This is a genomic window from Variovorax sp. Soil_C_33, assembly GCF_057656935.1.
Genome location: NZ_JBDGJK010000003.1, coordinates 183842 through 210657, shown reverse-complemented (window position 1 = coordinate 210657; position 26816 = coordinate 183842). Strand labels below are relative to the sequence as shown.

The 26816-nt window shown below is 66.1% G+C and carries 27 protein-coding genes; 14 read left to right on the top strand and 13 right to left on the bottom strand.

From position 1 onward, the window contains the following. Positions 1-16 precede the first annotated feature (16 nt). Positions 17-1165, bottom strand: coding sequence for a GNAT family N-acetyltransferase (locus AC3A6B_RS06370; RefSeq protein ID WP_487835913.1), 1149 nt, complete (start codon positions 1163-1165; stop codon positions 17-19). A gap of 10 nt (positions 1166-1175) precedes the next feature. Next, positions 1176-2111, bottom strand: a complete 936-nt coding sequence (locus AC3A6B_RS06365; protein WP_487835912.1) for a DMT family transporter — start codon at positions 2109-2111, stop codon at positions 1176-1178. Positions 2112-2361: 250 nt separating this feature from the next. On the opposite strand from AC3A6B_RS06365, the gene AC3A6B_RS06360 reads away from it, so the two are divergent. After that, a complete protein-coding gene (locus AC3A6B_RS06360; protein WP_487835911.1) occupies positions 2362-2700 on the top strand; it encodes a P-II family nitrogen regulator in 339 nt (112 codons plus the stop codon). A gap of 5 nt (positions 2701-2705) precedes the next feature. Here the strand turns inward: AC3A6B_RS06360 and AC3A6B_RS06355 are convergent, their stop codons facing one another. The 6 genes from AC3A6B_RS06355 to AC3A6B_RS06330 are packed head-to-tail and all read right to left on the bottom strand — an operon-like array spanning position 2706 to position 6131. Continuing rightward, complete coding sequence (locus AC3A6B_RS06355) at positions 2706-3296, bottom strand: LOG family protein (protein ID WP_487835910.1); 591 nt, start codon at positions 3294-3296, stop codon at positions 2706-2708. A 40-nt stretch (positions 3297-3336) separates the two neighbouring features. Then, on the bottom strand, positions 3337-3735 hold the full coding sequence (locus AC3A6B_RS06350; RefSeq protein ID WP_487835909.1) for a diacylglycerol kinase: 399 nt from the start codon (positions 3733-3735) through the stop codon (positions 3337-3339). Beyond that, positions 3732-4301 (bottom strand): RDD family protein, encoded by a 570-nt coding sequence (locus AC3A6B_RS06345; RefSeq protein WP_487835908.1) that lies wholly within the window; start codon positions 4299-4301, stop codon positions 3732-3734. The genes AC3A6B_RS06350 and AC3A6B_RS06345 overlap by 4 nt, the downstream gene beginning before the upstream one ends. Positions 4302-4313: 12 nt before the next feature. Beyond that, positions 4314-5126 (bottom strand): DUF3106 domain-containing protein, encoded by an 813-nt coding sequence (locus AC3A6B_RS06340; protein ID WP_487835907.1) that lies wholly within the window; start codon positions 5124-5126, stop codon positions 4314-4316. A gap of 16 nt (positions 5127-5142) precedes the next feature. After that, the gene (locus AC3A6B_RS06335; RefSeq protein ID WP_487835906.1) at positions 5143-5568 is read right to left on the bottom strand and encodes a DUF3619 family protein; all 426 of its coding nucleotides are present in this window, start codon (positions 5566-5568) and stop codon (positions 5143-5145) included. Further along, positions 5565-6131: an RNA polymerase sigma factor gene (locus AC3A6B_RS06330; protein ID WP_487835905.1), complete on the bottom strand. Its 567-nt coding sequence runs from the start codon at positions 6129-6131 to the stop codon at positions 5565-5567. Before AC3A6B_RS06330 ends, AC3A6B_RS06335 begins: the two co-directional genes overlap by 4 nt. Before the next feature lie 286 nt (positions 6132-6417). On the opposite strand from AC3A6B_RS06330, the gene AC3A6B_RS06325 reads away from it, so the two are divergent. The 7 genes from AC3A6B_RS06325 (at position 6418) to AC3A6B_RS06295 (ending at position 15518) form a co-directional block, all read left to right on the top strand. Next, on the top strand, positions 6418-8193 hold the full coding sequence (locus AC3A6B_RS06325; RefSeq protein ID WP_487835904.1) for an acetolactate synthase 3 catalytic subunit: 1776 nt from the start codon (positions 6418-6420) through the stop codon (positions 8191-8193). 129 nt (positions 8194-8322) lie between these two features. Then, entirely contained in the window at positions 8323-8814 is a 492-nt protein-coding gene (gene ilvN / locus AC3A6B_RS06320; protein WP_093108829.1) for an acetolactate synthase small subunit, read from the top strand. Between the two features lie 47 nt (positions 8815-8861). Continuing rightward, positions 8862-9878, top strand: a complete 1017-nt coding sequence (gene ilvC, locus AC3A6B_RS06315) for a ketol-acid reductoisomerase (protein WP_487835903.1) — start codon at positions 8862-8864, stop codon at positions 9876-9878. 89 nt (positions 9879-9967) lie between these two features. Further along, on the top strand, positions 9968-10792 hold the full coding sequence (gene pssA / locus AC3A6B_RS06310) for a CDP-diacylglycerol--serine O-phosphatidyltransferase (protein WP_487835902.1): 825 nt from the start codon (positions 9968-9970) through the stop codon (positions 10790-10792). A gap of 180 nt (positions 10793-10972) precedes the next feature. Continuing rightward, entirely contained in the window at positions 10973-12676 is a 1704-nt protein-coding gene (leuA, locus tag AC3A6B_RS06305; protein WP_487835901.1) for a 2-isopropylmalate synthase, read from the top strand. A gap of 17 nt (positions 12677-12693) precedes the next feature. Further along, positions 12694-14232 carry a 2-isopropylmalate synthase gene (locus AC3A6B_RS06300; RefSeq protein ID WP_487835900.1) on the top strand — a complete coding sequence of 513 codons (1539 nt, stop codon included), beginning with the start codon at positions 12694-12696 and terminating at the stop codon, positions 14230-14232. A 116-nt stretch (positions 14233-14348) separates the two neighbouring features. Next, positions 14349-15518 carry a serine hydrolase gene (locus AC3A6B_RS06295; RefSeq protein ID WP_487835899.1) on the top strand — a complete coding sequence of 390 codons (1170 nt, stop codon included), beginning with the start codon at positions 14349-14351 and terminating at the stop codon, positions 15516-15518. Positions 15519-15536: 18 nt separating this feature from the next. Here the strand turns inward: AC3A6B_RS06295 and AC3A6B_RS06290 are convergent, their stop codons facing one another. The 3 genes from AC3A6B_RS06290 to aat are packed head-to-tail and all read right to left on the bottom strand — an operon-like array spanning position 15537 to position 17860. Beyond that, on the bottom strand, positions 15537-16331 hold the full coding sequence (locus AC3A6B_RS06290) for an IclR family transcriptional regulator (protein ID WP_214693729.1): 795 nt from the start codon (positions 16329-16331) through the stop codon (positions 15537-15539). 30 nt (positions 16332-16361) lie between these two features. After that, positions 16362-17111, bottom strand: coding sequence for an arginyltransferase (locus AC3A6B_RS06285; protein ID WP_436304209.1), 750 nt, complete (start codon positions 17109-17111; stop codon positions 16362-16364). Next, complete coding sequence (gene aat / locus AC3A6B_RS06280; RefSeq protein WP_487835898.1) at positions 17108-17860, bottom strand: leucyl/phenylalanyl-tRNA--protein transferase; 753 nt, start codon at positions 17858-17860, stop codon at positions 17108-17110. Before aat ends, AC3A6B_RS06285 begins: the two co-directional genes overlap by 4 nt. Positions 17861-17974: 114 nt before the next feature. Between aat and AC3A6B_RS06275 the strand changes: the two genes are divergently transcribed. Further along, positions 17975-20305 carry a xanthine dehydrogenase family protein molybdopterin-binding subunit gene (locus AC3A6B_RS06275; RefSeq protein WP_487835897.1) on the top strand — a complete coding sequence of 777 codons (2331 nt, stop codon included), beginning with the start codon at positions 17975-17977 and terminating at the stop codon, positions 20303-20305. Between the two features lie 6 nt (positions 20306-20311). Here AC3A6B_RS06275 and pobA read toward each other — a convergent pair whose 3' ends face one another. Beyond that, positions 20312-21493: a 4-hydroxybenzoate 3-monooxygenase gene (pobA, locus tag AC3A6B_RS06270; RefSeq protein WP_487835896.1), complete on the bottom strand. Its 1182-nt coding sequence runs from the start codon at positions 21491-21493 to the stop codon at positions 20312-20314. Positions 21494-21614: 121 nt separating this feature from the next. On the opposite strand from pobA, the gene AC3A6B_RS06265 reads away from it, so the two are divergent. The 5 genes from AC3A6B_RS06265 (at position 21615) to AC3A6B_RS06245 (ending at position 26570) form a co-directional block, all read left to right on the top strand. Then, positions 21615-22385, top strand: a complete 771-nt coding sequence (locus tag AC3A6B_RS06265) for an IclR family transcriptional regulator domain-containing protein (protein WP_487835895.1) — start codon at positions 21615-21617, stop codon at positions 22383-22385. A 60-nt stretch (positions 22386-22445) separates the two neighbouring features. Next, positions 22446-23105: a response regulator gene (locus AC3A6B_RS06260; protein WP_487835894.1), complete on the top strand. Its 660-nt coding sequence runs from the start codon at positions 22446-22448 to the stop codon at positions 23103-23105. A gap of 160 nt (positions 23106-23265) precedes the next feature. Next, positions 23266-24579 carry an ATP-binding protein gene (locus AC3A6B_RS06255; protein WP_487835893.1) on the top strand — a complete coding sequence of 438 codons (1314 nt, stop codon included), beginning with the start codon at positions 23266-23268 and terminating at the stop codon, positions 24577-24579. 70 nt (positions 24580-24649) lie between these two features. Then, positions 24650-26119 carry a Do family serine endopeptidase gene (locus tag AC3A6B_RS06250; protein WP_487835892.1) on the top strand — a complete coding sequence of 490 codons (1470 nt, stop codon included), beginning with the start codon at positions 24650-24652 and terminating at the stop codon, positions 26117-26119. Positions 26120-26249: 130 nt separating this feature from the next. Next, positions 26250-26570: a hypothetical protein gene (locus AC3A6B_RS06245; protein ID WP_487835891.1), complete on the top strand. Its 321-nt coding sequence runs from the start codon at positions 26250-26252 to the stop codon at positions 26568-26570. 33 nt (positions 26571-26603) lie between these two features. On the opposite strand, the gene AC3A6B_RS06240 is transcribed toward AC3A6B_RS06245, so the two are convergent. Next, on the bottom strand, positions 26604-26807 hold the full coding sequence (locus AC3A6B_RS06240) for a hypothetical protein (RefSeq protein ID WP_487835890.1): 204 nt from the start codon (positions 26805-26807) through the stop codon (positions 26604-26606). Positions 26808-26816: the final 9 nt, after the last annotated feature.

Genomic DNA, 26816 nt, shown 5'->3' with positions numbered 1-26816 from the left:
GGTCAGCGGCGGGCCTTTATTCGGCGTGGCGAAACGGGCTGCGATCGCCGAGATGATCGATGTAGTTCTCGATGCCTTCGCCCTCGCGCTCGAGAAAACGCTCGACGGCGTCGGCGAATGCGGGATGAGCGAGCCAGTGCGCGCTGGTGGTCTTTACGGGCATCAGCGCGCGCGCCATCTTGTGCTCGCCCTGGGCGCCGCCTTCGAAGCGCTGCACGCCGTGCTCGATGCACCAGGCGAGCGGCTGGTAGTAGCAGGCCTCGAAGTGCAGGCAATCCACGCGCTCGAGTGCACCCCAGTAGCGGCCGTAGGCCACCGAGGCATCGTCCGACAGCGCGATCAGGCTGCTGGCGATCGGCTGGCCCTTGCGCTCGGCGACAAAGAGCAGCCAGGCTTCGGGCAGCTTCGCCGCCATGCGATGGAAGAAGTCGCGGCTCAGGTAGGGCGGGTTGCCGTGCTCGCGGTAGGTGCGGGCATAGCAGCGGTAGAAGAAGTCCCAGTCGGCGTCGCCGATGTCGGCGCCGCGCGACCAGCGGAAGCTCACGCCGGCATCGTTCACCTTGCGGCGTTCCTGCCGGACCTTCTTGCGCTTGTCGTGCGAGAGGCTGGCGAGGAAGGCATCGAAATTCTTCCATTGGCTGTTTTTCCAATGGAACTGGACGGTGTGCCTGAGCATCAGGCCGGCTTCTGCGCAGGCTGCGATGTCCTCGTCGGCTGCGAACAGCAGGTGCAGCGACGAGAGCTCCTCTTCCTTGCACCATGCGACCAGCCCATGCACCAGCAGGGCGCGGCTGTCGGCGTCGCGCGCGAGCAGGCGCGTGCCCGGCACCGGCGTGAAGGGCACGGCAACGACCGCCTTCGGGTAGTACGCGAGCCCGTGCTGCTCGTAGGCATTGGCCCAGGCCCAGTCGAACACGTACTCGCCGTAGGAATGGGCCTTGACGTAGAGCGGGCAGGCGGCCGCCAGCTGCCGGCCGCGCCACAGCGTGACGAAGCGGGGCGTCCAGCCGCTTCGGGGCGAGGCACTGCCGCTCTGGTCCAATGCGTCCAGGTAGGCGTGGCGCATGAAGGGGGAGGGTGCGGCCTGCGCGGCCAGCAGGCCGTCCCAGGCGGCGGCTTCGATTTCGGACGCGGCGCCGTGGATGCGGATGACAGGGGCGGTCAAAGGAGTCTCGTCAACGCTTGCTTGTACCAAGGTTTTCGGCAATGTAGATGCCGCCGAGCACCAGGACCAGCGCCACCGCGTGATAGGCCGACAGGGGCTCGCCCAGCACGAGGACCGCCAGCAGCGGTCCGAAGATCGGCACCAGGTTGAGGAAGACGCCGGCCCGTGCGGGACCGATCAGGCCGACCGCGTGGATGAAGCTGACCTGCGAAATGAAGGAGGGCAGGAGTCCAATGAAGAGGATCAGCGCCACGCCCTTCGGCGTCGGCATGAAGAAGTCGCCCATTGCGATCTCCGCCACGACCAGCGGCACCGAAACGAGGCAGGCCACCGCCGCCGTGGCGGCGAAGAACACGATGGCCGGCACCTGGGGCCGGCGACGCAGCCCAAGCGCATAGCCGGCATAGAGCAGGCTGGCGACGATCATCCAGACGTCGCCGATGTTGAAGGCCAGGTCCGCGAGCAAGGCGAGCTGTCCACCCGAGGCCACCACTGCGATGCCCGCGATGGTGAGCACCACGCCCACGAACTGCAGCCAGGTGATTCGGATGCGAAAGAAGAACAGGCTGCCCACCAGCATGAGCACCGGGATGGTGCCCTGGATGATCGCGATGTTGATTGCCGTCGTGTGATGCGCCGCGGCGTAGAAGAGAGCATTGAACCCGGTGAAGCCCAGCGTGCCCATCAGAGTGATGAAGCGCCACGAAGGCAGCAGGCTGCGCCAATGCGCTGCGATCTGGCGACGCGAGCTGAGGCCGAGCGCAATGCAGCAGACGATCCAGCGCGAAAAGGTCAGCATCATGGGCGACACCTCGCCCACTGCGAGCCGGGCCGCCACCGCGTTGGCGCCCCAGATCAGCGTGGTGAATACCAGCAGCGGGTAGGCTTGGCCCTGGAGCCAGGGAAGGAAGGAGCCGAAAAAGCCGGCGGAAGGACCTGAACGCATCGAGCGCCGAGCGTATCAGTCCCGGTCGCCGGGCGTGGAATGCGTTCGACAAGCCATGGCTTCCGAAGGCGAATGACATAATTTCCGAGCGGGTGGCCTCGCCGGCAACTCGCGAAGACGGCCGATGCGACGGCATCCTGGCACGCTACATGCAGGATGCTGTGAGCATCGAAAGATCATCGCTGCGGGTTACGGATTGGCGCTACCCTATCACCAGCAAGTTCAACGAAACCGCCGGAAGAGAGACCGTATGAAGCAAATCACCGCCATCGTCAAACCGTTCAAGCTCGACGACGTGCGCGAGGCCCTGGCCGAGGTTGGCGTCACCGGGCTCACCGTGACCGAGGTCAAGGGCTTCGGCCGACAGAAGGGGCACACCGAGCTCTATCGGGGTGCGGAGTACGTGGTCGACTTCCTGCCGAAAATGAAGGTCGAAGTGGTGGTCAACGAGGCCGATGTCGAACGTTGTGTCGACGCGATCGTGAACGCCGCCCGCACGGGCAAGATCGGCGACGGCAAGATCTTCGTGACCAATGTGGAGCGCGTGGTACGCATCCGCACCGGCGAAGAGGACGAAGCCGCCGTCTAGCGCGCTCAGAGCACCTCGGCGAGCTTGTCGCCGCGCGGATGGCGGCCCGCTTCCTCGACCAAGGCTTCGAGCAGGGCCGGGGCTTCGCCACCCGCTCGTATCAACCCCATCTGCCATTCGCCCATGAAGCCCTCGCGCACGCTGTGGGCAAGAAATTCGAGCAGGCCGGCGTAATAGCCCGCGACGTTCAGGATGCCGACCGGCTTGTCGTGGTAGCCGAGCTGGCGCCAAGTCCAGATCTCGAACAGTTCCTCGAAAGTGCCGATGCCGCCCGGCAGGGCGATGAAGGCGTCTGCGCGTTCGCCCATCATGGCCTTGCGCTCGTGCATGGTGTCGACGACGTGCAGTTCGTCGCACAGAGGATTGGCGAGCTCCTTGTCGACCAGGGCCTTCGGAATGATGCCGACCACCCGGCCGCCCGCCGTGCGCGTGGCTTCCGCCACCGTGCCCATCAGGCCGGTGCGGCCGCCGCCGTAGACCAGCTGGCCGCCGCGTTCGCCGATCCAGCGGCCGACCGCCTGGGCCACGGCCGCGAATTCGGTCCGCTCGCCGGGGCGCGAGCCGCAATAAACACAAATCGAGAAACGAGGAGTCATCCCCCGATCATGCCGCGATCGGATGACGCTCAGCTTGCAGTCAGGTCGCGAAACGTTGCCACAACGCAGCCGCCCAGACGCCGCAGCACAGGACGATCGACAGCAGCACCGCGGCGCTGCCCAGGTCCTTGGCGTTCTTGGAAAAGGAGTGCCATTCCGGGCCTACGCGGTTGATGGCGGCTTCGATGCCGGTGTTGAGCAGCTCGACGATCAGCACCAGCATCACGGTCGCGGCAAGAAGCGATACCTCGACCCAGCCGCGGCCCAGCCAGAACGCGGCCGGCAGCATGACGATGGCGCACAGGACTTCCTGGCGGAACGCGGTTTCGCCCCAGCCAGCGCGGAAGCCGTCGAGCGAGATCAGCGTGGCATGCCAGATGCGGTCCAGACCGCGTCGCGACTTCTGCGGATTGACGGGGTCGTTGATGTTGGCGCTCATCTGCGGCTGAGAGGCTTGGAAGGAATCAGGCGGGTACCGGCCCAGGCATCGTGCCAGAACTGGCGCTCGGGGTGGAAGCGCGCGAGCAAGGCCCAGACGATAACCCAGCCGAAGATCAGTACGGAAGATTCGCCCCCACCGAGGTTGAAGGGCGCAATGGCGGCGAGCGGCGGCAGTAACCAGACCCAGCTCAAGAGGTAGCGCAGCAGTGCGCGGCCCTGCGTGAGCGGGCGGCCGAACCGATCCACCACGCGGATGCCCCAGGTCTTCATCGCCAGTGTCTGGCCTTTGGACCAGAACCACACGAAATAGACGCCGAACACGACGAACAGGAAGGCCTGCAGCAGGTGCCGGCGCGAGTCCATCGCATCGCGCATCTGGCCGAGAGTGCTGAACAGCCAACCGGCGACGAACACGACGGCGAAGAGCAGCATGCCTTCGTAGAGCCAGCAGGCCATGCGGCGCCACAGGCTGGGCGCGATCAGGGCGGTGGGTGCGGCCGGTGCGGGTGTTTCGGCGAGAAGCGGTCGGCCGGGATCGGGCCCACCGGGAGAACTGGAAGCCATCGACACCTTGAATCAGGGCGCGGAAGAGGGTTGCTCGCTGACGCGCACCGGCGGCGCGGCAGCGGCGGACGCTTCGACCGGAGGTGTCGAAGACGGGGGTGGTATCTGGGCTTCGGCCGAAACGGGCGGAAAGGCAGGATCCGCTGCCGGAGCAGGACGCGGCGCCGGAGCCACGAGTTGTGGGCGCACGGGCAACGGCGCAGGCGGCGCCAGCTGGATTCGCGGAGTGTGCTGGCCATCGGGCGCGACGGCGGGAAGCGGCGCGAGCTTCTGGGGCGGCACCGGCCGGATTGTCGCGGCAGCGCCCGGCCGAGGCTTCGCGCGCTCGGCCAGCTTGCGTTTTTCTTCCTCGCTCAGAGCCTGATAGGCCTCCCACTTCGCCTTTCGCTCGTCGAGCGGAACCTGCTTGACCTCGGCGAAATTGAACCTGGCCTGCGTTCGCTGCTGATTGCTCAGCGCAGCCCATTCGATCATGCGACTGTGCAGAGTTTCCTGGTCGGCGGGCGGCAGCGTGGCGTAGTTGCGCGACAAGGCCAGCCATTTGCGCTTGTGGGGCTCGGTCAGGCTGTCCCAGTGTGGAGCGAGCGGCTCCAGGGCGCGCTGCTGGCGGGCGGTGAGTTCGCGCCACAACGGCTTGGAAACGACATGTTTCGTGGCTGGCGCCGAGGCCGCTGGCGGTGCTTCCTTGACCTGCGCCTCAGCCGGGAGCGCAACGAAGCTCGAGGCCGCGAGCATCAAGGCGGCACCCACCCAAGTGCCCGCGCCCGACGGGATCGGGCGCAGCAGTGGGGACGCTTTCGCGCAGGAGAGGGTGCGATACGGCATCGGGACAGGCGATCGATCAGCGCTCGGACGGGGCCTCGGTCTTCAGGAACTGGGCGAACCCGGGGTCCGTGTAAGCGGCGGGTGGCAGATCATCGGTCAGCAGGGCCGAATCGAGCTCTGCCAACTCGTTGGCGCGGTTGTCGTCCTGCATCGCGCTGATGACCAGGAGCCCTGCCACGAGTGCGATCAGGGGGACAACCGAGCCGATGCGCGTCCACCAGCCGCTCCCGAGCGTCGCGGTGCCGCCTTTAGCCACGACCGACGATGCCGTGCGGAGCTGCCGCACCGCTTTGCGGCGTCCCACGGCCTGCATGCGGGCGGCGCGCAGGCGTTCACCGATTTCGTGCGGCAGTTCGAGATTGCCGGCCGAAAGCCGGGCGGCCACCCGGCGACCGAATTCCTCCTCGGTCGCGCCAGGGGTGTGCGAAAACGTTGTACTCATAGCGAAATTCCCTTGGCCTTGAGCGCCTTGCTCAAGGCGTGCACAGCACGCGAACAGTGGGTCTTGACGCTGCCTTCGGAACAGCCCATGGCGGCGGCTGTCTCGGCGACGTCCATTTCTTCCCAGTAACGCATCAGGAAGGCCTCGCGTTGACGACCCGGCAAAGCGGCGATTTGTTCCTCGATCGCATGAAAAATCTGTGCCCGCCGGGTGGTGTCTTCCGCGCTCTCGCTTTCCCGGGAGTCCGTCGGCAGCACGAAGTGTTCGAGCAGGTCGAAATCGCCGTTGTCGTCCACCGCCTCGAAATCGCTCAGGTTGGAGAACAGCGCCCGGCGGGTTTTCTGGCGGCGGAACCAGTCCAGGGTGCAGTTCGAGAGGATGCGCTGGAACAGGAGCGGCAATTCATTTGGCGGTTTGTCGCCGTAGTGCTCGGCCAGCTTCATCATGCTGTCCTGCACGATGTCGAGCGCAGCTTCCTCATCCCGCACGTGGTAGACCGAGCGCTTGAAAGCGCGGCGTTCGACGCTCTTCAGGAAATCGGAGAGTTCTTGTTCAGTGGCCAAGCGAGTCCGGCGCAGGAAAGGCGCCGCGTGGGGACGCGTCTCGGGGACGCGTGAGGTTTTTTGTCGCCGCGGATTATGCCTGCGCCCTTGTGGCAGCCATGCGTCGCGCGGGCACCGCCGGTCCAGTGTCATAATCCGCGCTGCAAGTCAAAAGGCAAACGGGTCACGGTCCGGCGGTACGACAAGTCCGCCCATGGCTTTGGCCTCAAGTTTCGACGCGGCTTCACAAGAGCTTGCGAAGGGGCACCCAAGGTTTTTCGTTCCCGAAAAAACGCAAAGGTTCATCATGGAAATCTCAAAGGCGGAACTCGCTTCCGCAGCAGCCGTCACCGGCAGTCAAACGCAAGAACTCATGGGCGCCGAAGTGCTGGTCAAGGCACTGCAGGCCGAAGGCGTGAAGTACGTCTGGGGCTATCCCGGCGGCGCGGTTCTCTACATTTACGACGCGTTCTACAAGCAGGACACCATCCAGCACGTGCTGGTGCGTCACGAACAGGCCGCGGTGCACGCCGCGGACGGCTACGCGCGCGCGACCGGCGACGTCGGCGTGGCGCTGGTGACTTCGGGGCCGGGTTTGACCAATGCGGTCACCGGTATTGCGACTGCTTACATGGACAGCATCCCGATGGTGATCATCTCGGGCCAGGTGCCGACGGCGGCAATCGGGCTCGACGCGTTCCAGGAATGCGATACCGTCGGCATCACGCGGCCGATCGTCAAGCACAACTTCCTCGTCAAGGATCCCAAGGATCTGGCCATGACGATGAAAAAGGCCTTCCACATCGCGCGCAGCGGCCGACCCGGCCCTGTGGTGGTGGATGTGCCGAAGGACGTGTCCTTCAAGAAGGTCAGCTACAACGGCTACCCCGACAAGGTCGAGATGCGCTCCTACAACCCGGTGCGCAAGGGCCACGGCGGCCAGATCCGCAAGGCGCTGCAGCTCCTGCTGAACGCCAAGCGTCCCTACATCTACACCGGCGGCGGCGTGTTGCTCGGCAACGCCACGAACGAGCTGCGCACGCTGGTCGAGATGCTCGGCTACCCGGTCACCAATACGCTGATGGGCTTGGGCGCCTACCCGGCCAGCGACCGCAAGTTCCTCGGCATGCTGGGCATGCACGGGACCATCGAAGCCAACAACGCGATGCAGAGCTGCGACGTGCTGCTGGCCGTCGGTGCGCGGTTCGACGACCGCGTGATCGGCAACCCCAAGCACTTCGCGCAGAACGAACGCAAGATCATCCATATCGACATCGACCCGTCGAGCATCTCGAAGCGCGTCCGGGTCGATATTCCGATCGTCGGCGATGTGAAGGACGTGCTGACCGAGCTGATCTCGATGATCAAGGAGAGCAGCACCCGGCCCGACGCGGCGGCGCTCTCCGGCTGGTGGGAGACCATCGAGGGCTGGCGCAGCAAGGACTGTCTCAAATATGACCGCGGCAACAAGGACGTGATCAAGCCGCAGTACGTGGTCGAGACCCTCTGGAACATGACCAAGGATGCCGATACGTACATCACATCGGACGTCGGCCAGCACCAGATGTGGGCCGCCCAGTACTACCGCTTCGACGAGCCGCGCCGCTGGATCAATTCCGGCGGCCTGGGCACGATGGGCGTGGGCATTCCCTACGCGATGGGCATCAAGCTCGCCAAGCCCGAATCGGAAGTGTTCTGCATCACGGGCGAAGGATCGGTGCAGATGTGCATCCAGGAGCTGTCGACGTGCCTGCAGTACAACACGCCGATCAAGATCTGTTCGCTCAACAACCGCTATCTCGGCATGGTGCGGCAGTGGCAGGAGATCGAGTATTCGGGCCGCTACAGCCACAGCTACATGGACGCGCTGCCCAACTTCGTGAAGCTGGCCGAGGCCTATGGCCACGTCGGCATGCTGATCGAACGCCCGCAGGACGTGGAACCCGCGCTGCGCGAGGCGCGAAAGCTCAAGGACCGCACCGTGTTCATGGACTTCCGCACCGACCCCACCGAGAACGTGTTCCCGATGGTCAAGGCCGGCATGGGCATCACTGAAATGCTGCTGGGCTCCGAGGACCTTTAAACAGACGAAACGCCGGCCCGCGACGCGGACCGGTTCCTTGTTCAACCTTTTCCCGACGAATCTATTGCTTGTCGAGCCCGCGCATTACCGTGCGCGGGGGAGGGCGGCGAAAAGAGGAGTCCTGCTGACATGAAACACATCATTGCCGTGCTGCTCGAGAACGAGCCCGGCGCACTCTCCCGCGTCGTGGGCCTGTTCTCGGCCCGCGGATACAACATCGAGTCGTTGACCGTTGCGCCCACCGAGGACGCGAGCCTGTCGCGCATGACCATCGTCACCGCCGGTTCCGACGACGTGATCGAGCAGATCACCAAGCACCTGAACCGCCTGATCGAAGTCGTCAAGGTTGTCGACCTGACCGAAGGCGCCTACACCGAGCGCGAGCTCATGATGGTGAAGGTGCGCGCGGTCGGCAAGGAGCGCGAAGAGATGATGCGGATGGCGGAGATCTTCCGCGGCCGCATCATCGACGTGACCGACAAGAGCTACACCATCGAGCTCACCGGCGACCACGGCAAGAACGACGCCTTTCTCGAGGCCATCGACCGTGGCGCCATTCTCGAAACCGTCCGCACCGGCGCCAGCGGCATCGGCCGCGGCGAACGCGTCCTGCGCGTCTGACACACAGCCCGTTTCACATCCACCGAATCTACGAAGGAGCAACCATCATGAAGGTCTATTACGACAAGGACGCCGATCTGAGCCTCATCAAGGGCAAGACGGTCGCGATCATCGGCTACGGCAGCCAAGGCCATGCGCACGCGCAGAACCTCAACGACAGCGGCGTGAAGGTCGTCGTCGGCCTGCGCAAGGGCGGCGCCTCCTGGCCCAAGGTCGAGAAGGCCGGCCTCAAGGTCGCCGAAGTCGCGGACGCCGTGAAGTCGGCCGACGTGGTCATGATCCTCTTGCCCGACGAGCAGATCGCCAACGTCTACAAAAACGACGTCGCGCCGAACATCAAGGAAGGCGCGTCTCTCGTGTTCGCGCACGGCTTCAACGTGCACTACGGCTTCGTGCAGCCGCGCGCCGACCTCGACGTCTGGATGGTGGCGCCGAAGGCCCCCGGCCACACCGTGCGCAGCACCTACACCCAGGGGGGCGGCGTGCCGCACCTGATCGCGGTGCACGCCGACAAGACCGGCAAGGCGCGCGATCTGGCCCTGTCCTACGCCACCGCCAACGGCGGCGGCAAGGCCGGCATCATCGAGACCAACTTTCGCGAAGAGACCGAGACCGATCTGTTCGGCGAACAGGCCGTGCTGTGCGGCGGTACCGTCGAACTCATCAAGGCCGGCTTCGAGACGCTGGTGGAAGCCGGCTACGCGCCCGAGATGGCCTACTTCGAGTGCCTGCACGAGCTGAAGCTGATCGTCGACCTGATCTACGAAGGCGGCATCGCCAACATGAACTACTCGATCTCGAACAACGCCGAGTACGGCGAGTACGTGACGGGTCCGCGCATCGTGACCGACGAAACCAAGAAGGTCATGAAGCAGGTCTTGAAGGACATCCAGACCGGCGAATACGCCAAGAGCTTCGTGCTGGAGAACGCGGGCGGTGCACCCACGCTGATCAGCCGCCGTCGCCTGAATTCCGAACACCAGATCGAAGTGGTCGGCGAGAAGCTGCGCGCGATGATGCCCTGGATCAAGAAGAACAAGCTGGTCGACCAGACCCGCAACTGATCCGGCTTTCGCCTCGACAAGGGCCACCCGCGCGGTGGCCCTTTTTCTTGGATGCCGCGTGAGCGGCTGAACTACACTGCCACCGATCCATGCATGACGACACGCTCCCCGACGAAGTTGCGCCGCGCAAGCGCCGCAAGGGCATCTACATCCTGCCGAACCTCTTCACGCTGGCGGCGCTTTTCGGCGGCTTCTACTCGGTCGTGATGGCCATGAATGCGCGCTTCGACCTCGCGGCGCTCGGCGTGTTCGCCGCCATGATCCTCGACAGCCTGGATGGCCGCGTCGCGCGCATGACCAACACGCAAAGCGCGTTCGGCGAGCAGATGGATTCGCTGTCCGACATGGTGTCCTTCGGCGCCGCGCCGGCATTGATCGCCTACGAATGGTCGCTCAAGGGCCTCGGCCGCTGGGGTTGGATCGCCGCATTCGTCTATTGCGCATGCGCGGCCTTGCGCCTGGCGCGCTTCAACGTCAACACGGGGGTGGTCGACAAGCGCTGGTTCCAGGGCTTGCCCTCGCCAGCGGCGGCGGCGCTGGTGGCCGGCTTCATCTGGCTCATGACCGAATGGGGCAAGCGCGGCGGCGAGGTGCTGTATCTGTCCTGGCAGCAGATCACCTGGATCACCTTCGGCTTCACGCTCTACGCCGGCCTGTCGATGGTGACCAATGCGCCGTTCTACAGTTTCAAGGACATCCAGGTGAAGAAGAGCGTGCCCTTTGCCGTGATCGTGCTGATCGCGCTCGCCATCGCAGTCGTCAACATCCATCCGCCGACGGTGCTGTTCGGCATCTTCGTGGCCTATGGCCTGAGCGGCTACGCGGTCTACGGCTGGCGCAAGGCCAAGGGCCAGCATGTGAGCGTGATCAGCACCTCGACCGACGAGCCCGACGAGCGCGGCCTGCACAAGTGATTCGGGCTGTGCTACATTCCCCGCTCCCATGAACAAGATTTCGCTGGCCCTACTACTGATCCCCTACGGGCGGAGTCGGTAGCGCACGCGCAAATCCCTGACCACGGCCCGTTCGCACCAGCAACGGGCCGTTTGTTTTGGGGTTGCTGGTTGATCCTCCAACCAAGCGAGAAATACCAGATGTTGAAGCAACCCGACCGCAAGTACCGCGCCTTTGCACCCATCGGCCTCAAGGACCGCACCTGGCCCGACGCCGTGCTGACGCAGGCTCCGATCTGGCTGTCGACGGACCTGCGAGATGGCAACCAGGCGCTGGTGGAGCCGATGGACATCGCCCGCAAGATGCGCATGTTCGAGATGCTGGTGGCGATCGGGTTCAAGGAGATCGAGGTCGGCTTTCCCTCGGCCTCGCAGGTCGAGTTCGACTTCGTGCGAAAGCTGATCGAGGAAGACCACATTCCCGACGATGTGACGATCCAGGTGCTCACGCAGGCGCGCGACCATCTGATCGAGCGCACCTTCGAGTCGCTGCAGGGCGCGCCGCGCGCGATCGTGCACCTCTACAACGCCGTGGCGCCGGTCATGCGCCGCGTGGTGCTCGGCATGGACGAAGACCAGATCGTCGAGCTTGCGACCACGCATGCGCGCATGTTGAACGAACTCGCTGCCAAGCAGCCGGCGACCGAGTGGACCTTCCAGTACTCGCCTGAAATGTTCTCCGGCACCGACCTCGCCTTCTCCAAGCGGGTGGTGGATGCGGTCACCGAGGTGTGGGCACCGACGCCTGAGCGCAAGTGCATCATCAACCTGCCGTCGACGGTCGAGCATTCGACGCCCAACATCTTCGCGGACATGATCGAGTGGATGCACCGCAAGCTCGCACGCCGCGATGCGATCGTGCTCTCGGTGCATCCGCACAACGACCGCGGCACGGGCACCGCGGCCGGCGAATTCGCGCTGATGGCGGGCGCGGACCGCATCGAGGGCTGCCTGTTCGGCAACGGCGAGCGCACCGGCAATCTCGACCTGGTGAACGTGGCGCTCAACCTCTATACCCAGGGCGTGCCCCCCGGACTCGACTTCTCGACCATCGACGAGATCCGGACGACCGTCGAGCACTGCAATCAGTTGCCGGTGCATCCGCGCCATCCGTACGTGGGCGATCTGGTCTACACCTCTTTTTCCGGTTCGCACCAGGACGCGATCAAGAAGGCCTTTGCCACGCGCAAGGACGGCGACATCTGGGACATGCCCTACCTGCCGATCGATCCCAAGGACGTGGGCCGCAGCTACGAAGCCGTCATCCGCGTCAACAGCCAGTCGGGCAAGGGCGGCATCGCATACTTGCTCGAAAGCGAGTACGGGCTCGAACTGCCTCGTCGCCTGCAGATGGAGTTCAGCCAGGCCGTGCAGCGCGTGATGGACGTCAACGGCAAGGAACTCACGGCGGTCGACCTCTGGCAGCTGTTCGAGCGCGAGTACCGCATCCAGGACGAGACCGGCCCGCAGCACCGCGTGCTCGAGGAGCAGGGCGAGGGCGCCGATGCCTCCTTTGTGCTGCGCGCCGACTTGCCGTGGGACGGTGGTATTCGAAAGATCGAAGGCCGCGGCAACGGGCCGATCGATGCCTTCATCCATGCTTTGGCCGGCGCCACCGGGCACTCGATCCGAGTGATCGACTACCACCAGCACGCGATCGGCGCCGGCGCCGATGCGCAGGCGGTGGCTTATCTGGAGCTGCGGGTCGACGAGGCGCAGACCCTGTTCGGTGTCGGCATGGACGCGAACATCATCTCGGCTTCGCTCAAGGCGATCGTTTCGGGCCTCGAGCGAGCCCGGGCACGGGGCGCACGCAGCGCACAATCCATGGCTGAAGCCGCCTGACAAGAAGGAGATCCACGATGGCCGACAAACTCATCATTTTCGACACGACCTTGCGCGACGGCGAGCAGTCGCCGGGTGCCTCGATGACAAAGGACGAAAAACTGCGCATCGCGCGCCAGCTCGAGCGCCTGCGGGTCGACGTCATCGAGGCGGGCTTTCCGGCCAGCTCGAACGGTGATTTCGAAGCCGTCATGGCGATCGCCAACGCGATCAAGGAGTCGACGGTGTGCGGCCTGTCGCGGGCCAACGACCGCGACATCTCGCGCGCGGCCGAAGCCCTGAAGGGCGCGGCCAGCGGCCGCATCCACACCTTTATCGCGACTTCGCCGCTGCACATGGAGAAGAAGCTGCGCATGTCGCCCGACGAAGTGTTCGAGCAAGCAAAGCTTGCCGTGCGTTTCGCGCGCAACCTGGTGGGCGACGTCGAGTTCAGCCCGGAGGACGGCTACCGCAGCGACGTCGACTTCCTGTGCCGCGTGCTGGAAGCCGTCATCCACGAGGGCGCGACCACCATCAACGTGCCCGACACCGTCGGCTACGCCGTGCCGGAGCTCTACGGCAACTTCATCAAGACCTTGCGCGAGCGCATCCCGAACAGCGACAAGGCTGTCTGGTCCGTGCACTGCCACAACGACCTGGGCATGGCGGTCGCCAACTCGCTGGCGGGCGTGAAGATCGGCGGCGCGCGGCAGGTCGAGTGCACCATCAACGGCCTCGGCGAGCGCGCCGGCAACTGCTCGCTCGAAGAGATTGTGATGGCCGTGAAGACGCGAAAGGACTACTTCGGCCTGGATCTCGGCATCGACACCCGGCACATCGTTGCCGCCAGCCGCATGGTCAGCCAGACGACCGGTTTTGTGGTGCAGCCCAACAAGGCGGTGGTGGGCGCCAATGCCTTCGCCCACGCATCGGGCATCCACCAGGATGGCGTGCTCAAGGCGCGCGACACTTACGAAATCATGCGTGCCGAGGACGTGGGCTGGACTGCCAACAAGATCGTGCTCGGCAAGCTGAGTGGTCGCAACGCCTTCAAGCAGCGTCTGCAGGAACTCGGCGTGACGATGGAGAGCGAGGCCGACATCAACGCCGCGTTCGCGCACTTCAAAGAACTGGCCGATCGAAAAAGTGAAATATTTGACGAAGATATCCTTACACTTGTAAGCGCCGAGGAGCATTCACACGTTGCGGAACAGTTTAGTTTTGTATCCTTGTCGCAGCACAGCGAAACCGGCGAGCGGCCTCAGGCGCGAATCGTTTTCACGGTGCATGGCAAGGAAGTTACGAGCGAGTCGGATGGCAATGGCCCGGTTGATGCTTCGCTGAAGGCCATCGAGGCCCATGTAAAGAGCGGGGCGGAGATGGTGCTGTATTCGGTCAATGCCATCAGCGGATCGACGGAGAGTCAGGGTGAAGTCACGGTGCGTTTGCAGAATGCGGGTCGGGTCGTCAATGGCGTAGGGGCCGATCCAGACATCGTGGTGGCATCGGCCAAGGCTTATTTGAGTGCGCTCAACAAGTTACAGAGCCAAGCTGAGAGAGTGGCGGCACAAGGTTAGTTCTTGCGACGGATCCTTTGGTTCTAATGAAGAAAGGGATGCAAGTAACTGATATTGCGTGTCTTTTTTGATTTGGATACACTGCGGTTTCTATTCGTCCCGCTGGAGAGTTTTTGATGCCCGAAGCCCGTTCCTGCCGAGTTTCCAGCCAGCGGTTCCTTCTCGCATTCCGCCTTGTCGCCGTCGCGCTCTGCGCCACGGCGTTTTTGCTGCCCGCAGCAGAAGCAGCCAAGAAGGCACCGGCCGGCAAGAAAATCCAGCAGGTGAGTGCCGACAACAAGCGCAGCAGTGTCAAGTCGGAATCCAAGCGCAGCGCCAAGGATGACAGCAAGGCCGACCGGGTCGTGAGCGGCGGGCGCAACGTGGTGGCTTCGATCCGCAAGCGGGGCGGCAAGACGGTGGTTGCGGTGCAGCGGCGTTCGGTGGTGCGCGTGGTCGAAGCGCCGGGCCGGCAGTCTTTCGGCCAGCTGGCCGGCCTGCACAGCACCGAAGACGCGCTCGACCTGAAATCCAGCGTGGCGCTGGTGATCGACCAGGACACGCGCGAGGTCCTCTTCAGCAAGAACGACCACGCCGTGCTGCCCATCGCTTCGCTGACCAAGCTCATGACGGGGCTGATCATCAGCGAAGCGCGCCTTCCTTCCGACGAACTGATCACCATCAGCCAGGATGACGTGGACACCGAAAAAGGAAGCCGTTCACGCCTGACGGTCGGCACCACGCTGCCGCGCGGCGAACTTCTGCACCTGGCGTTGATGTCGAGCGAAAACCGCGCGGCGCATGCGCTCGGACGCACCTATCCAGGCGGCCTGGCCACCTTCGTGAGCGTCATGAACGCCAAGGCCAAGATGCTCGGCATGAAGGACACGCGCTACGTCGAGCCCACCGGGCTCTCGAGCCGCAATCAGTCGAGCGCGCAAGACCTGGCCCTGCTGGTCAATGCCGCCTATGCCGACGCCACGGTGCGCCAACTCTCCACCTCGCCCGAGTACCAGGTCGAAGTCGGCAGCCGCGTGCTGCAGTACAACACTACGAATCGCCTGGTCAAGAACCCGGATTGGGACATCGGCCTACAAAAGACCGGCTACATCTCGGAAGCCGGCCAATGCCTCGTGATGCAGACCAAGATCGCCGGCCGCAAGCTGATCATGGTGTTCCTCGATTCGGCCGGCAAGTTCGGGCGCATCGGCGATGCGGAGCGCGTGCGCCGCTGGGTCGAAGCCACCCACAACATGGCGAATCCGGCTGTACAGCAGCAGGCCGCTGCAACGCACGTCGCGAGCTGAGCCTGCCGGCCCGATGAATCAGGCTGCAGCGGGCGTGTTCGCGTTGTAGCCGAGCGCGCTCGAGATTTCGTTGGCGGTGGCCTGCAGCTTCGGCAGCCACCCGTCGTCGAGCCGATCTGCCGGCGCCGAGATCGACAACCCCGCAACCAGCTTCCCCTGATCGTCGTAGATGCCTGCGGCCATGCAGCGCACGCCGAGCTCGAGCTCCTCGTTGTCGCGGGCAATGCCGTACTGGCGGGCCTTGGAAAGCTCGCGTTCCAGCGCCGGCAACTGAGTGATGCTGTTGCGCGTATGGCCGGCCAGGCCGGTTCGCGTGGCATAGCTGCGCACGCGCTGGGGTTCGTCGAGCGCGAGGAACAGCTTGCCCGTCGATGTGAGGTGCAGCGGCGCCCGGCCGCCGATGGCGCGCACCACCTGCATGCCCGAGCGCTCGCTGTAGGCGCGTTCGATATAGACGATCTCGTCACCCTGGCGCATGCTGAGGTTCACCGGCTGCTGCGTGAGCTTGTGCAGCTCGCGCATCGGCGCCATCGCGGCGTCGCGCACGTTGAGCCGACCCTTGACCAGGTTGCCGAGCTCCAGCAGGCGCATGCCGAGCCGGTAGCTGCCGGCCTCCGGCCGGTCGACGAAGCGGCCGACGGCCAAGTCGTTCAGGATGCGGTGGGTGGTGGATGGGTGCAGGCCCGTCTTCTCGCTGATTTCCTTCAGAGAGATGGCTTCTTCCCGGGATGCCAAGACGTCGATCAGCGCGAACATGCGCTCGATCACTTGGATGACCGGCACGGCCGGAACGTCTGATTGGTGTTTTCTCATGGGCAACGCGGTGTGGAACCGGCTGCCATTTTACTTGGTGAAATGGGTCGGCGCTTGCCAGCGGCCGTCGATCAGCACTTCATGCGGGGCAAAACGGGCCTTGTAGTTCATCTTGGCGCTGCCCTCGATCCAGTAGCCGAGGTAGACGTGGGCGAGGCCCAGCTTGCGGGCCTGCTCGATCTGCCACAGCACGCTGTAGTTGCCGTAGCCCGCTCCCGCCTCCGGCTCGTAGAAGGTGTAGACCGCGGAGATTCCGTCGTTCAGCACGTCGAGGATCGACACCATCTTCAAGGCGCCCGCGCTGCCGTCCGGCCGGGTTTCGCGAAACTCAACCAGCCGCGAGTTGACCCTGCTTTGCAGCAGGAACTGGGTGTATTGATCGATGCTGTCGTGATCCATGCCGCCGCCGGCATGGCGGCCGTTCTGGTAGCGAAGATAGAGCTGGTAGTGCTCGGGCACGAAGCAGAGCTTGAGCACGCGGGCCTGCAGATCGGCATGGCGCGCCAAGGCACGGCGCTGGCTGCGATTGGGCTTGAATTCGCTCGCCAGCACGCGCAACGGTATGCAGGCGCTGCAGCCGTCGCAATGCGGCCTGTAGGTGAACATTCCGCTGCGCCGGAAGCCGGCGAGCACCAGGTCCGAGTACGCGTCGTTGTGGATCAGGTGGCTCGGCGTCGCGACCTGCGAGCGCGCCTGCCTGTCCGGCAGATAGCTGCACGGATAGGGCGCTGTCGCGTAGAACTGCAGCGTGTGGAGCGGGAGATCCTTGAGGTGCGTCACGTCGTGAAGGAAGGTCGCGCAGGCAGGAGTTCGGACCAGTATACGGGCTCGAAACGCCACGCCGGGCCTGCTTGCAGGCGTGCGTCGGCCACATGCGACAGAAAGCGTTCGCGCGGCACCTCGCGCGCGCCCAGGCTGGCCAGGTGGCCCGTGTTCTGCTGGCAGTCGATCATCGCGATGCCGTGTCGCCGGCAGAACGAGACCAGCGCCGCCAGCGCGATCTTGGACGCGTCGGGCCGGCGGGCGAACATCGATTCGCCGAAGACTGCGCGGCCGATCGCCACGCAGTACAGGCCGCCGGCGAGTTGGCCGTCGATCCAGGTTTCGACGCTGTGCGCATGGCCGGTGCGGTGCAGGGCCGTGTAGGCGCGCACCATCTCGGGCAGGATCCAGGTGCCGGTCTGGCCGATGCGCGGCGCCTGCGAGCAGGCCTCGATCACCGCCTCGAAGCGGTGATCGATGCGAATCTCGCAGCCGGAGGTGACGCGGAAACGCTCCAGCGTCTTGCGCAGCGAACGGTGAAGCCTGAAGCCGGCGGTTTCGAGCACCATTCGCGGATCGGGGCTCCACCAGAGGATCGGCTGGCCCTCGCTGAACCACGGGAAGATGCCGTTGGCGTAGGCGTGAAGGAGGCTGGCGACATCGAGCCCGCCGCCCGCGGCCAGAAGGCCGGGCACGGGGTCGGATTCGCCCCAGGCCGAAGCGGCATCGGGCAGGGGGTCACCGGGGGCAAGCCAGGGCAGTTGCATGGTCGAAGGTATACACGGCTTCCGTAGACGCGCTGTCGTCGCAAGCCGAATTTGCCTGAAGCCCCTATAGTCGTTCCCGCATTCGCAGCCATCGCTCAAGCAAAAAGGACCACGGTGAGCACAGAAACCAATCCCATGCGCTTCGGCAGCGGCCAGGCCGTTCGACGACTCGAAGACGAGAGCCTCCTGGCAGGCGCCGGCCGCTTCACTGACGACGTCACGCTACCGAATCAGACCTTTCTGGCCTTCGTCCGTTCCCCATATCCGCACGCGCAGCTGGCTTCGATCGACACCGCGTCGGCCGCCGCCATGCCCGGCGTGCTTCGCATCCTCACCGGTGCGGAGCTGCACGGCGCCGGCGTCAAGCCCCTGCCGGGCGCAGCGGGCTTCACGCGCGCCGACGGGACCGACTGCGCGGCGCCGCCGCGGCACGTGCTGGCGCTCGACCGGGTTCGTTTCGTCGGCGAGCCGGTGGCTGCCGTGATCGCTGAAACTGAGCGCGAGGCGCGGGATGCCGCCGAGGCGGTGATGGTCGACTACGAAGCGCTGCCGATGGTGGTCGACCTCGCCGGCGCGACGGCGGACGGCGCGCCCCTGGTCTGGGACGAGGCCACCGGCAACATCGCCGCCGAGATGCGCCACGGCAGCAGGGAAGCAACGAGCGCCGCCTTCGCCAAGGCCAGCCACCTGGTCGCGCTCGACGTCGTCAACCAGCGCGTGGTCGCCCTCACCATCGAGCCGCGCTCGGTGCTGGCCGATTTCGATGCCGCCTCGGAGCGGATCACCCTGCGCATGAGCACCCAGATGCCCTCGGGCGTGCGCAATTCGATTTGCGACGCGATCGGCCTGCCCAAGGAGCAGGTGCGCGTGGTGGTGGGCGATGTCGGCGGCGGCTTCGGCATGAAGACCAGCGCCTATCCGGAAGACATCGTCGTGGCCTTTGCCGCGCGCGCGGTGCGGCGGCCGGTGAAGTGGGTGGCCGACCGCAGCGAGGAATTCCTTTCGAGCTGGCACGGTCGCGACATCGAGGCCCGAGCCGAGCTGGCGCTCGATGCCAGCGGCAAGATCCTCGGGCTGCGCATCAGGACCTTGGCCAATGTCGGCGCCTACGCGGGCGGCACCGGCGTCGCGATCCAACTGCTGATCGGCCCCTGGGTGCAGACCAGCGTCTACGACATCCAGACCATCGACTTCCATTTCCATGCGGTGCTGACCCATACCGCGCCGACGGGTGCCTACCGCGGCGCCGGACGGCCGGAAGCGATCTATACCATCGAGCGGCTGATGGACGAGGCCGCGCGCCAGACCGGCATCGACCGCCTCGAGCTGCGCCGGCGCAACTTCATCCAGCCGGCGCAGATGCCCTACACGAACCCGATGCAGCAGACCTACGACAGCGGCAAGTTCGAGTCGGTGATGGACCAGGCGCTGAAGCTGGCCGACTGGCAGGGCTTCGATGCGCGCGCGGCGGAGTCCAAGCGCCAGGGCCGGCTGCGCGGGCTCGGCATCGCCACCTTCCTCGAATGGACCGGCGGCAACGTGTTCGAGGAGCGCGTGACGGTCTCGGTGCAGGCCGACGGAGTCATCGAAGTGTTCTCCGCCGTCAATGCGATGGGGCAGGGCATCGCGACCACGCTGGCGCAGCTGGCGGTCGATGCCTTCGGCGTGCCGATCGAGAAGGTGCGCATCGTGCTGGGCGACACCGACCGCGGCGACGGCTTCGGCAGCGCCGGCTCGCGCTCGCTCTTCACCGGCGGCTCGGCCGTTCGCGTGGGCGCGGAACGCACCATCGACAAGGCGAAGGAGCTCGCGGCGCAGGAACTCGAAGTGGCGCCGGCGGACGTGGCGTACGCGGCCGGCGTCTTCAAGGTCGCCGGCACCGATCTACAGATCGACCTGTTCACCCTGGCCGGACGGCAGCCGGATCGGCAGATCTTCGTCGACTCCACCAGCGCCGTCGCCGGCCCGACCTGGCCCAACGGCTGCCACATCTGCGAGGTCGAGATCGATCCGCCCACCGGCGATGTGAGCGTGCTGATCTACGCTTCCGTCAACGATGTCGGCCGCGTGGTCAACCCGATGATCGTTCGCGGCCAGCTCGAAGGCGGCGCCGTGCAGGGCATCGGCCAGGCCCTGTGCGAGCGCGTGGTCTACGACATCGAAACCGGCCAGCCGCTGACCGGCAGCCTGATGGACTACGCCGCGCCGCGCGCCGACATCATTGCCTCGATGTTCAAGACCGAGATGGACCAGAGCACGCCCTGCCTCAACAACCCGCTGGGCGTGAAGGGCGTCGGCGAGCTGGGCACCATCGGCGCCACGCCGGCGATCGTCAATGCGGTGGCCGACGCGCTGGCGCGCAACGGCATGGGCGGGCTCACGCCTCGCCTGGACATGCCGCTCACGCCGGCGCGCATGTGGGCGCTCATGCAGCCGGGGCCTTGAAGCGCTTCAGAACTCTTCCAGCGGCAGCCCCACGTAGTTCTCCGCCAGCGAGGTCGAAGCGGCGCGCGAGTGCACCAGGTAGTCGAGCTCGGCTTCCTGGATCTTCTGGCCGAACTCCCCGGTTTCCGGGAAGCGGTGCATCAGCGAGGTGAACCACCACGAGAAGCGCTCGGCCTTCCAGACCCGGCGCAGGCAGAGGTCGGAGTAGCGGTCTAGCGCCGAGGCGCTGCGTTCGCGGTAGAAGATCTCGAAGGCGCGCGACAGGTAACCGACGTCGGCGGTCGCCAGGTTCAGGCCCTTGGCGCCGGTGGGCGGCACGATGTGGGCCGCATCGCCGGCCAGGAACAGGCTGCCGAAGCGCATCGGCTCGGCGACGAAGCTGCGCAGCGGCGCGATGCTTTTTTCGAGCGAGGGCCCGGTCACGAGCCGCTCGCGCGCTTCGGGGTCGAGGCGCAGCCGCAGTTCGTTCCAGAACGCCTCGTCGCTCCAGTTCTCCACGCGCTCCTCGACCGGCACCTGCACGTAGTAGCGGCTGCGGGTGGCGCTGCGCATGCTGCACAGCGCAAAGCCGCGCTGCGTGTTGGCGTAGATCAGCTCGTGCGACACCGGCGGAACGTCGGCCAGCACGCCCAGCCAGCCGAAGGGATAGACCTTTTCGTAGGTGTGGATCGCGCCTGCCGGCACGCTGGCTCGGCTCACGCCGTGGTAGCCGTCGCAGCCGGCGATGAAGTCGCACTCGATCTCGTGCGTGGCTCCGTCCTTCTCGTAGCGCACGCGCGGCTTCCCCGTGTCGAAGTCGTGCAGGCTGACCGGCGAAGCGCCGTAGATGGTGGTCAGGCCTTCCGCCTCGCGTGCATTCATCAAGTCGTGGGTCACCTCGGTCTGCCCATAGACCGTGACCTGCTTGCCGCCGGTCAGGCCATGCATGTCGATGCGATGGCGCGCGCCCTTGAACAGCAGCTCGATGCCTTCGTGCGGCAGGCCCTCGGCCTTGGCGCGCGCGTCGACGCCGGCGCGCTGGAGCAGGTCCATGGTGATCTGCTCCAGCACGCCGGCCCGGATGCGGCCCAGCACGTAGTCGCCGGTCTGGCGCTCGATGATGATGTTGTCGATGCCGGCCTTGTAGAGCAGCTGGCCGAGCAAGAGGCCGGCCGGGCCCGCGCCGATGATGGCGACCTGTGTGCGCATGCGTGTCTCCTGGTTGCTTGGCCCCAAGCGTAGGACGATGCGATCTCCCCGGATCGCCGCAATGCCATCCTCTGTGCGATGATGCAGCGGCCTGCGCGATCATCGCGCAACACTTCGCGCCATGACCATCGCCAAACCCGACTTCATCGAGGGCATCGCCAAGGGCATGGCCGTGCTCGAGAGCTTCGACACCGAGCGCCAACGCCTCAATGCCACGCTGGCGGCCGAGCGCGCCGGCCTGACGCGCGCCGCCGCGCGGCGCCACTTGCTGACGCTTGCGCACCTCGGCTATCTCGAAACCGACGGCAGCTATTTCTGGATGGCGCCGAAGGTGCTGCGCTTCTCGGGCAGCTACCTCGCCTCGTCGCGGCTGCCGCGCGCGCTGCAGCCCACGCTCAACCGGCTCGCGGCGCAGACCGGAGAGTCCTTTTCGGCCGTGGTGCTCGATGGCGAGGAGGTGGTCATCATCGCGCGCAGCGGCAGCTATGGCACGCCGACCCGCGTGCTGGCCTACGGGCTGCACCTCGGCGCGCGCCTTCCGGCCCATGCGACCTCGACGGGCCGCGTGCTGCTGGCCGCCATGAGCGCCGCGCAGCTCGCGCAATGGCTCAAGGGCCGCAGCCTGCCGCGCCTCACGCCACGCACCATCACCCAGGCGCGCGTGCTGCGCCAGCGCATCGCCCAGGTGCGCAGGGACGACTTCTGCTTCGCGAGCGAGGAACACGAGCTCGGCGTGCAGGCGCTGGCCGTGCCGCTGCGCGACATGCAGGGCCACACCGTGGCGGCGCTCAATGTCGTGTTGTCGGGCATGCGTCACTCCGAAGAGGCGCTGCGCCGCGACATGCTGCCGCTGTTGTTCGAAGCGGCGCGCGAGGTCAGGGCGCTTCTGTGAACGCGCTTGAACTTCGCCGCCGCTACGATCTCGAACCGCCTTTGTGCGGATGAACGAACGATGCGACTGCTTCTGCTCGAAGACGACGTGATGATCGGCGAGACCGTGCTCGACCTGCTGCGCGCCGAGAACTACGCGCTCGACTGGGTCAAGGACGGCGATGCTGCCGACACCGCGCTGCGCACGCAGCAGTACGACCTGGTGCTGCTCGACCTCGGCGTGCCGCGCCGCGACGGGCTTGAGGTGCTGCGCGCGCTTCGTGCCCGTAAGCAGCGCATGCCGGTGCTGATCGCCACCGCGCGCGATTCCGTGCAGCAGCGCATCGAGGGGCTGGACGCCGGGGCCGACGACTATGTGCTGAAGCCCTACGACCTCGACGAATTGCTGGCGCGCATCCGCGCCCTGCTGCGCCGCGCGTCGGGGCGGGCCGAGCCGGTCTACGAGCACCTGGGCGTGAGCATCAATCCGTCGACGCGCGAGGTCGCCGTGGGCGGCCAGCCGGTGGTGCTGTCGGCGCGCGAATGGGCGGTGCTCGAACCGCTGATCGCGCGGCCCGGCATGGTGCTTTCGCGCGCGCAGCTCGAAGAAAAGCTCTACGGCTGGAAGGACGAGATCAGCAGCAACGCGGTCGAGGTCTATGTGCACGGGCTGCGCAAGAAGCTCGGTGCAGACCTCATTCGCAACGTGCGAGGGGTCGGCTACATGGTGCCGAAGGAATGATGCGCGCAGCGCCGGGCCGCCCCAAGCAAGCGCTCGCCCCCAAGGGGCTGAGGCCTGCGGCTCCAAGCCTGCCTGTGCAGGCTTGGACAGGCCGAAGGGTCGCTGCGTCTCGCGGCGACTCGTCCAGCGAGGACACGCAGTGCCGAGCGTGGGGGCCGACATGAAGTCCTTACGCGCGCGTCTTCTGTGGTTCCTGTTGGCTGCCATCGTGCTCGCGGCCGGCACCCAGGCCTTCGTCGCCTACCGCACCGTGCTCAAGGAAGCCGACGAGATCTTCGACTACCACATGCAGCAGATGGCGTTCTCGTTGCGCGCGGGCCTTCCGCCCAGCGCGGCCGTGGGCGGGCTCGGCGGTGACGAGGAGAACTTCGAATTCGTCGTGCAAATATGGACGGCCGACGGCGTGCGCATCTTCGAATCGGCCGCGCGCGCCGCGCTGCCGCAGCGCGCGGTGCTGGGCTTCTCGAACGTGCAGGCGCGCGGCACCACCTACCGGGTGTTCTCGATCCAGAGCGCCGGGCTGGTGATCCAGGTGGCGCAGGACATGGCGGCGCGCCGCACCATGGCGGGCACGCTCGCGCTGCGCACCGTCGGGCCGATCGCGCTGGCGGCGCCCCTGCTGATGCTGGTGGTGTGGTGGGTGGTGAGCCGCTCGCTGGCACCGGTGGCGCGCGTGCGCGGCCAGGTCGCTTCGCGGCAGGCCGACGACCTGTCGCCGGTCAGCGAAAGCGGCCTGCCCGAAGAAGTGCGCCCGCTGGTGCACGAACTCAACCTGTTGTTCGATCGTGTGCGCCGCGCCTTCGAGGCGCAGAAGCACTTCGTGGCCGATGCGGCGCACGAATTGCGCTCGCCGCTCGCGGCCTTGAAGCTGCAGGTCCAGAGCCTGCAGCGCGCGCCCGACGATGCCGCGCGCGAACTCGCCATCGGCCGGCTGGCAGCCGGCATCGACCGGGCGACGCGGCTGGTCGAGCAGATGCTCGCGCTGGCGCGGCATGAAGCCAGTGCCGCCGCCGGCGCCGGCGCGGAGCCGGTGGATCTGCGGGAGATCGCGCGGCTCGCGATCTCCGATGCCATTGCCGCCGCCCAGGCACGCCGGATCGACATCGGCATGGCGCGCGCGGATGCCGCCGAGCTACGCGGCCAGGCCGAGGCCTTGCGCACGCTGCTGCGCAACCTGCTCGACAACGCCGTGAAGTACACGCCCGAGGGCGGCCGCGTCGATGTCGGCATCGCGGCCTCGGCCGAGGGCGTGGAACTCAGCGTGGAGGACAGCGGCCCGGGCCTGCCGGCAGAGGAGCGCTCGCGCGTGCTCGACCGCTTCTACCGCTCCGGCGAGCCGCAGGCGCCCGGCAGCGGTCTCGGTTTGGCGATCGTGAAGTCGATTGCCGACCTGCATGGCGCGACGCTGGCTATCGATCGCTCCGCCGGCCTGGGTGGCCTGCGCGTGAGCGTCCGTTTCTCAAGAACTGTTTAAGGCGGGCTTAAGCGAGCGGACCGACATTCCTTTCATCGTGTTTCCAACCGACACCTCGAAAGGAACTTCAATGAATGTCCGTCTGAACTCGCCGCGCGCGCTCGTCCTCGCCCTGTCGGCCGCGGGCGTGATCGGCGCCGTCGGCGCAGGCGCCTACACCAGCGCCAATGCCGTGGGCTCGCCGGCGCCCGCCGTGGCCGCGCCGATGGTCACCATGCCCGACTTCTCGACCATCACCACGCGCAACGGTCCCGCCGTGGTCAACATCAGCGTGACCGGCACCATGAAGACTTCGATGGAGGGCGTGGCCGGCCTCCCCGGCATGAATCCCGACGATCCGATGTTCGAGTTCTTCCGCCGCTTCCAGGGCCAGATGGGCCCGCGCGGCAAACAGCCGCAGCAGCGCGAGATGCCGGTGCGCGGACAGGGCTCGGGCTTCATCGTGAGCGCCGACGGCATCATCCTGACCAATGCCCACGTGGTGAAGGACGCGAAGGAAGTGACGGTCAAGCTGACCGATCGCCGCGAGTTCCGCGCCAAGGTGCTGGGCTCCGACGAGAAGACCGATATCGCGGTGCTCAAGATCGACGCGAAGAACCTGCCGACGCTGTCGCTGGGCAACACCAAGGAGCTGAAGCCGGGCGAATGGGTGCTCGCGATCGGCTCGCCCTTCGGCTTCGAGAACACCGTGACGGCCGGCGTGGTGAGCGCTAAGGGCCGCTCGCTGCCCGACGACAGCTACGTGCCTTTCATCCAGACCGACGTGGCCATCAACCCCGGCAACTCGGGCGGGCCGCTGATCAACACGCGCGGGGAGGTGGTGGGCATCAACTCGCAGATCTACAGCCGCAGCGGCGGCTACCAGGGGGTGTCCTTCGCGATCCCGATCGACGTCGCGATCCAGGTGAAAGACCAGATCGTCGCCACCGGCCGCGCCAGCCATGCGCGGCTGGGCGTCGCGGTGCAGGAGGTGAACCAGGCCTTCGCCGACTCCTTCAAGCTCGACAAGCCCGAGGGGGCGCTGGTGTCGAACGTGGAAAAGGGCGGCCCGGCCGACCAAGCCGGCCTGCGTTCGGGCGACGTGATCCGCAAGGTCGACGGCGAAGCCATCGTCGCCTCCGGCGACCTGCCGGCCGTGATCGGCCAGAAGAAGCCCGGCACCAAGGTCACGCTCGATGTCTGGCGCCAGGGCGCGCGCCAGGAGCTCAGCGCCCGGTTGGGCGATGCGAGCGAGAAGCCGAGCACGGTGGCGAAGAACGACGAGCGCGCCGGCGGCGGCAAGCTCGGTCTCGCGCTCCGCCCGCTGCAGCCGCAGGAGAAGCGCGAGGCCGCGGTCGAGAGCGGCCTCCTGATCGAGGATGCGGGCGGCGCGGCGGCGCTCGCCGGCGTGCAGGCGGGCGACGTGCTGCTGGCCATCAACGGCACGCCTGCAAAGAGCGTCGAGCAGGTGCGCGAGGTGGTGAACAAGGCCGACAAGTCGATCGCGCTGCTCATTCAGCGCGACGGCGACCGGATTTTCGTGCCCGTGCGCATCGGCTGATCGATGTCACAGGGGCCGCTGCGGCCTTGGCGAAGGCGCGTCACAGGGAGGACACATCGTGCAAAAGTGCCTTTGTGGATTGATTGACCGGCGGTAACTTCGCCAAACAAGCTGAATAAGAGGTTTCCCTATGGCGCTCCGCGATCTTGCCCTGACTGTGCTCGAACTCGAGCCCTATGAATTTCATTGGGTTCTGATGGAGGCAGTGCAGGCTGATTCGGACGAGTGCCTGGTGTACCGGCCCGTCGACTCCTCGACCCAGGGCTTGCACGACTATTCGGAGGCGCTCATCCAGGGCGCCTCGGCGCTGCGCGCGTTGCAGGGGCTCGCACCCTTCGGCAGGCCCATGGCGCCGGTGGGTCTCGGGGAAGGCGCGCCGGAGCCGTCTTCCGTACCGGCGTCGACCATGGAAGATTCCTGCATGCTGACCACCGGTCGCTCCACGCTGTAGGCGGGCCTACCCCGGCACAGCAGGCCTGTCTGGCTATCGAATCTGCGTACCGAAGTGCAGCGCGGTGATCGCGATCACCTTGGCCGCGTGCGCGCGGATCGTTCCCTGCTGCGAGACGCCGCGCAAGACCAGCAGGGGTTGTGCGGGTGCGCTGCAAGGCTTTGATGAGCGCCAGTTGCCGCCGGATGCCGCAAAGGGCGCGCGGCATCGGGCTGCGAACTTGAGCAGTGATGGCATGGCCTCGAA

Bases quoted from the DNA above. Each gene is read 5' to 3' on its own strand.
- pobA (WP_487835896.1), bottom strand. From the start codon at position 21,493: ATGCGCACACAGGTCGCCATCATCGGCGCGGGCCCGGCCGGCCTCTTG.
- leuA (WP_487835901.1), top strand. From the start codon at position 10,973: ATGTTGAAGCAACCCGACCGCAAGTACCGCGCCTTTGCACCCATCGGC.
- AC3A6B_RS06260 (WP_487835894.1), top strand. From the start codon at position 22,446: ATGCGACTGCTTCTGCTCGAAGACGACGTGATGATCGGCGAGACCGTG.
- AC3A6B_RS06290 (WP_214693729.1), bottom strand. From the start codon at position 16,331: ATGAGAAAACACCAATCAGACGTTCCGGCCGTGCCGGTCATCCAAGTG.
- AC3A6B_RS06360 (WP_487835911.1), top strand. From the start codon at position 2,362: ATGAAGCAAATCACCGCCATCGTCAAACCGTTCAAGCTCGACGACGTG.
- AC3A6B_RS06340 (WP_487835907.1), bottom strand. From the start codon at position 5,126: ATGCCGTATCGCACCCTCTCCTGCGCGAAAGCGTCCCCACTGCTGCGC.
- AC3A6B_RS06335 (WP_487835906.1), bottom strand. From the start codon at position 5,568: ATGAGTACAACGTTTTCGCACACCCCTGGCGCGACCGAGGAGGAATTC.
- AC3A6B_RS06325 (WP_487835904.1), top strand. From the start codon at position 6,418: ATGGAAATCTCAAAGGCGGAACTCGCTTCCGCAGCAGCCGTCACCGGC.
- pssA (WP_487835902.1), top strand. From the start codon at position 9,968: ATGCATGACGACACGCTCCCCGACGAAGTTGCGCCGCGCAAGCGCCGC.
- AC3A6B_RS06240 (WP_487835890.1), bottom strand. From the start codon at position 26,807: ATGCCATCACTGCTCAAGTTCGCAGCCCGATGCCGCGCGCCCTTTGCG.
- AC3A6B_RS06300 (WP_487835900.1), top strand. From the start codon at position 12,694: ATGGCCGACAAACTCATCATTTTCGACACGACCTTGCGCGACGGCGAG.
- AC3A6B_RS06295 (WP_487835899.1), top strand. From the start codon at position 14,349: ATGCCCGAAGCCCGTTCCTGCCGAGTTTCCAGCCAGCGGTTCCTTCTC.
- aat (WP_487835898.1), bottom strand. From the start codon at position 17,860: ATGCAACTGCCCTGGCTTGCCCCCGGTGACCCCCTGCCCGATGCCGCT.
- ilvN (WP_093108829.1), top strand. From the start codon at position 8,323: ATGAAACACATCATTGCCGTGCTGCTCGAGAACGAGCCCGGCGCACTC.
- ilvC (WP_487835903.1), top strand. From the start codon at position 8,862: ATGAAGGTCTATTACGACAAGGACGCCGATCTGAGCCTCATCAAGGGC.
- AC3A6B_RS06245 (WP_487835891.1), top strand. From the start codon at position 26,250: ATGGCGCTCCGCGATCTTGCCCTGACTGTGCTCGAACTCGAGCCCTAT.
- AC3A6B_RS06365 (WP_487835912.1), bottom strand. From the start codon at position 2,111: ATGCGTTCAGGTCCTTCCGCCGGCTTTTTCGGCTCCTTCCTTCCCTGG.
- AC3A6B_RS06355 (WP_487835910.1), bottom strand. From the start codon at position 3,296: ATGACTCCTCGTTTCTCGATTTGTGTTTATTGCGGCTCGCGCCCCGGC.
- AC3A6B_RS06265 (WP_487835895.1), top strand. From the start codon at position 21,615: ATGACCATCGCCAAACCCGACTTCATCGAGGGCATCGCCAAGGGCATG.
- AC3A6B_RS06250 (WP_487835892.1), top strand. From the start codon at position 24,650: ATGAATGTCCGTCTGAACTCGCCGCGCGCGCTCGTCCTCGCCCTGTCG.
- AC3A6B_RS06345 (WP_487835908.1), bottom strand. From the start codon at position 4,301: ATGGCTTCCAGTTCTCCCGGTGGGCCCGATCCCGGCCGACCGCTTCTC.
- AC3A6B_RS06350 (WP_487835909.1), bottom strand. From the start codon at position 3,735: ATGAGCGCCAACATCAACGACCCCGTCAATCCGCAGAAGTCGCGACGC.
- AC3A6B_RS06255 (WP_487835893.1), top strand. From the start codon at position 23,266: ATGAAGTCCTTACGCGCGCGTCTTCTGTGGTTCCTGTTGGCTGCCATC.